The following is a 5,022-nucleotide window of genomic DNA, read 5'->3' on the forward strand; positions in this document are numbered from 1 at the left end:
GCTCGCTCCTCTCCTACGGCCGGGGCACGTTGCGCAGGTTGGAACGGGCCATCTGCACCATCCGGCCGACGCCGCCGTCCAGCACCATCTTCGAGGCCGACAACGCGAACCCGGTCACCATCTCGGCACTGATCTTCGGCGGGATGGACAGGGCGTTGGGATCGGTGACGACGTCCACCAGGGCCGGGCCCTTGTGCCGGAGGACGTCCTTCAGGGCCCCGGCGAGTTCCTTGGGCTTCTCGACCCGGACGCCGTGGGCACCGCAGGCCCGGGCGACGGCGGCGAAGTCGGGGTTCCTCACCCCCGTGCCGTACGCGGGCAGCCCCGCGACCATCATCTCCAACTCCACCATGCTCAGGGAGGAGTTGTTGAACAGTACGACCTTCACCGGCAGGTCGTACTGCACCAGGGTCAGGAAGTCCCCCATCAGCATGGCGAAGCCGCCGTCCCCGGACATGGAGATCACCTGACGGCGGCGGTCGGTGAACTGCGCGCCGATCGCCATGGGCAGCGCGTTGGCCATCGAGCCGTGCGAGAAGGAACCGATGATGCGGCGGCGGCCGTTGGGCGAGATGTAGCGGGCGCCCCAGACATTGCACATACCCGTGTCGATGGTGAACACGGCGTCGTCGGCGGCGGCCTCGTCCAGGACGGCGGCCACGTACTCGGGGTGGATCGGGATGTGCTTGTCGACCTTCCTCGTGTACGCCTTGACGACCCCCTCCAGCGCGTCCGCGTGCTTCTTGAGCATCCGGTCGAGGAACCGCCGGTTCCTCTTCTCCTTCACCCGCGGGACGAGACAGCGCAGGGTCTCGCGCACATCGCCCCACACCGCCAGGTCCAGCCTGGAGCGGCGGCCGAGGTTCTCCGGCCGGACGTCGACCTGGACGATCCTCACGTCGGTGGGCAGGAACGCGTTGTACGGGAAGTCGGTGCCGAGCAGGATCAGCAGGTCGCACTCGTGGGTGGCCTCGTAGGCGGCGCCGTAGCCGAGCAGTCCGCTCATGCCGACGTCGTACGGGTTGTCGTACTGGATGAACTCCTTGCCGCGCAGCGCGTGCCCGACCGGTGCCTTGATCCTGCCGGCGAACTCCATCACCTCGGCGTGCGCGCCCGCGGTGCCGCTGCCGCAGAACAGGGTGACCTTCTCGGCCGCGTCGATCATCCGGACCAGTTTGTCGATCTCGGCGTCGCTGGGCCGGACGGTGGGCCGGGAGGTGACGATGGCGGTCTCGGCGGCCTTCTCCGGGGCGGACTCGCCGGCGATGTCGCCGGGCAGCGCCACCACGCTGACGCCCCTGCGGCCGACCGCGTGCTGGATGGCGGTGTCCAGCAACCGGGGCATCTGCCTCGGGCTGGAGATCAGCTCGCTGTAGTGGCTGCACTCCTGGAACAGCCGGTCGGGGTGCGTCTCCTGGAAGTACCCGAGGCCGATCTCGCCGGAGGGGATGTGCGAGGCGAGGGCGAGGACCGGGGCCATGGAGCGGTGGGCGTCGTACAGGCCGTTGATGAGGTGCAGGTTGCCGGGGCCGCAGGAGCCGGCGCAGGCCGTCAGCCGGCCGGTGATCTGTGCCTCGGCGCCGGCCGCGAAGGCGGCGGTCTCCTCGTGGCGGACGTGGATCCAGTCGATGGCGGCGTTGCGGCGGACGGCGTCGACGACCGGGTTGAGACTGTCCCCGACGACGCCGTACAGGCGTTTGACCCCGGCGCGGACGAGGGTGTCGACGAACAGCTCTGCGACGTTCTGCTTGGCCATGCGTCCATGAATTCACAGCCTTGGCGTTCATGCCTCCCAGACGGCCGCCGCCGTGCGGTCGTCCGCGTACCCCTTGACCCGGACCTGGGCGTCCGCGAGGAAGGCGGTCAGGCCCGGCGGGGCGGGATCGGACCAGCGTCGTGCGAGGTGGGCGCCGAGTTCGGGCTCGCCGCGCAGCGGGTCGGCCAGGCCGGTGGTGCACATCAGGAGCGTGTCACCCGGCCGGGCCAGTGAGGCGCGGAAGCGGAAGGGTTCGCGGGGCGGCTCCGGAGGCGGGTCGTAGGGGCTCGGCGGGGTGGGGATGCCGAGGTCCATGGTGAGCCGGTCGCCCCCGGGGGTCCCGGGAGGCGGCGAACCGAAACCGACCACGGGATGGCCGGGCGCCTTCGCCTCGGCCACCCGGGGTTCGATGTCGTGCCACTCGCCGTCGCGCAGCCGGAACAGTCCGCCCGCGCCGACGCCGAAGAAGACCCGGGTCCGGCACCCGGGGTCGGCGGGCAGGAGCAGGCAGCGCAGGGTGGCCGTGTACTCCTCCGGGTCCACGCCCCGTTCGGCGGCGTCGGCGCGGAGCCTGCCGAGGCTGCGGTCGGTGAGCCGGTGCAGCCCCGACTTCAGGTCGCCGCGCCGGGCCGCCCGCATGTCCTCGACGAGCCGCGCGTGGCTGCGGCCCACGGCCCGCGCGATCCACCGGCACACCTCGGTCGCGGCGCGGTGCGCGCCCGGCGCGGCCCGGGCCCCGGTGGCCATCGCGACGAGAACGAGCGCCTGCTCCCCCACTCCGAACCGCGCCACGAGCAACGCGTCCCGCCGTGGCTCCCCCCGGTACCGCGCGGAGTCCCCCCGGACCGAAACCGCCCGTAAGGTGCAGGATCCGTGCCCGGCCCCCTCCAGCACGGTGTCCGGCACCAGTTCGTCGAGCTCCTCCGGGTCGGCGAGCGGCAGGGCGGTGGGCTCGGCGTCGTAGGTGGGCGGGCGGGAGCCGACGTGGCCGACAGCGGGGGTGTCGCGAGGGGCTTGCCGGCCCCCGGGCGGCTCCGGGGGAACGGCGCCCTCCGGTTCCCCGGCCCGCGCGCCGGAGGCGGGCGCGGTACGGCTGCGGGGCGCCGGCCCGGCGGAGTCCGGCGGCCTGGGCGGCGCGCCGGCGCCCGACGGGTGGGCGCCCAGCGGGTGGACGGAGTCCGGCACCGGCGCCTCGCCGGCCGTTCCCGCGACGGGCCCGGACGGCCAGGATGACGGCCCGGGACCCGGGGGCGAGGTGCTCCCGGCGGCGGGGCCGGGCGGTGGGGCCGCCGGTCCCGGGGAGCCTGCGGCCGGGGGCCCGGCGGACGGGGGGCCAGCGGCCGGGAAGGTCCCCGGTTCCGGGGAGCCTGCGGCCGGGGGCCCGGCGGACGGGGGGCCAGCGGCCGGGAAGGTCCCCGGTCCCGGGGAGCCTGCGACCGGAGGCTCGACGGACGGAGGTCCGGCTGACGAGGTTCCCGCAGCCGGGGGCCCGGTGTCCAGGGACCCGGCAGCCGGGGACCCGGTGGCTGGGGATCCGGCGGCCGGGGACCCCATCGCCGGGGATTCGCCGGCCGGGGACCCGGTGATCGGGGATTCGTCGGCCGGGGATCCGGCCGCCGGGACGTCCCCGGGCGCGCGGCGCCACCAGGCCGGGGCGGGGGGCGGCGGTTGCGGGGTGGCCGGGGGCGGGCGCCGCGGGGGCGGGGTCAGGGTCCCGGCCGCCGAGGTGAAGCGGTCGTCCAGGGAGTCGGACGTGGCCGCGGGACCGGTGTCCTCGGTGGAGTCGTCGTACAACTGCCGCCACCAGTCGTCCTCGTGACCGGTGGGCCTTCCCCCCTGCTGACTCATGCCCCCGATTGTCCACCGTGGGGGCCGGACGAGAACGGGCATCCGGGAAATCCGTCGCCGGGCGGTCCCACCCCCCACGGGAGAACCGCCCGGCGACACCGAGGTGACCCGGACCCGGGTCACGGTCTGGACGGCCGAAACGCCGCCGTCGGGCGCGGCCCGCGAGTGACCGCGGGCCGGTCCGCCCGCCGCCCGGCCCGTCGGCGCGGATCCCGCGTTCGCGCAGGCCACGCCCACGGCCGGGCATCGGTGCTTCCCACGCGCCACCTTGTCAGAGTGGCGGGGGGTACGGCGATGATGTGCCGCGGCGGGTTTGCGCCGTGGCTGTTTTCCGCCACGGCGGACACATCGCGGAACGGGTACCCGGGGATCGGCAAGGGGAGGAACAGCAGCTGATGCTGGCAGCGATAGGTCTGGACGGGACGCACGAGTCGGCGTACCGGGCCCTGGTGTCCGTGGGCGCCGCCGAGGTGCCCGATCTCGCACGGCGGCTGATGCTCGGCGAGCAGGACACCGAGCGCGCCCTGCGCCGTCTGGAGCGGCACGGTCTCGCGGCCCAGTCCTCGGCCCGGCCCGGCCGCTGGGTGGCCGCGCCGCCCGGGGTGGCGCTGGGCGCCCTGCTCACCCAGCAGCGGCACGAGCTGGAGAAGGCGGAACTGGCGGCCGCGCTGCTCGCCGAGGAGTACCGGGCGGCCGCCGCCGAGCCCGCCGTGCACGACCTGGTCGAGGTCGTCACCGGCGCCCCCGCGGTCGCGCAGCGCTTCCTGCAGCTCCAGCTGGGCGCCGGCGAGGAGGTGTGCGCGCTGGTCACGGGCAACCCGATCGCCGTCTCCAGCATGGAGAACCACGCCGAGGAGCAGGCGGCCGCCCGCGGGGTCCGCTACCGGGTGGTGCTCGAACGCGCGGTGCTCGACCTGCCGGGCGGCGTCACGGAGCTGACCGCCGCGCTCGGCCGCGACGAACAGGTGCGGGTCCGCGACACCGTGCCGACCAAACTCGTGATCGCCGACCGGACGCTCGCCATGGTGCCGCTCACCTCGCACACCGCGGAGCCCACCGCGCTCGTCGTGCACGCCAGCGGCCTGCTGGAGCTGCTGTACGGGCTGTTCGAGTCGGTGTGGCGGGACGCGCTGCCGCTGCGCCTCGGGACGTCCGGCGTCGTCGAGGAGGCCCCGGACGGCCCCGACGCCACCGATCTGGAGGTGCTGTCCCTGCTGCTGGCCGGCCTGACCGACGCGAGCGTCGCCAAGCAGCTCGACCTGGGGCTGAGGACCGTGCAGCGCCGGGTGAAGCGGCTGATGGAACTGACCGGCGTGACCACCCGGCTGCAGCTGGGCTGGCACGCCTACGAGCGGGGCTGGGTGGCCCGGGAGCGACACGGCTGACCCGCGCCCGGCGCGCGGCCTCCCCCGCCCCCG

3 protein-coding genes are annotated in these 5,022 nt (G+C 74.9%); 1 reads left to right on the forward strand and 2 read right to left on the reverse strand.

The genetic code is table 11. The features are described 5' to 3' along the window. Window positions 1-13: 13 nt before the first annotated feature. Together RH94_RS29035 and RH94_RS29040 are read right to left on the reverse strand one after the other, a co-directional pair. Window positions 14-1,756 (reverse strand): pyruvate dehydrogenase, encoded by a 1,743-nt coding sequence (locus RH94_RS29035; protein WP_073951317.1) that lies wholly within the window; start codon window positions 1,754-1,756, stop codon window positions 14-16. A 27-nt stretch (window positions 1,757-1,783) separates the two neighbouring features. Continuing rightward, on the reverse strand, window positions 1,784-3,604 hold the full coding sequence (locus tag RH94_RS29040) for a protein phosphatase 2C domain-containing protein (RefSeq protein ID WP_073951318.1): 1,821 nt from the start codon (window positions 3,602-3,604) through the stop codon (window positions 1,784-1,786). A gap of 395 nt (window positions 3,605-3,999) precedes the next feature. On the opposite strand from RH94_RS29040, the gene RH94_RS29045 reads away from it, so the two are divergent. Beyond that, a complete protein-coding gene (locus tag RH94_RS29045) occupies window positions 4,000-4,989 on the forward strand; it encodes a helix-turn-helix transcriptional regulator (RefSeq protein WP_073951319.1) in 990 nt (329 codons plus the stop codon). The last annotated feature ends 33 nt before the right edge of the window (window positions 4,990-5,022 follow it).

The sequence above is a fragment of the Streptomyces kebangsaanensis genome (assembly GCF_001906585.1).
GTDB lineage: Bacteria > Actinomycetota > Actinomycetes > Streptomycetales > Streptomycetaceae > Streptomyces > Streptomyces kebangsaanensis.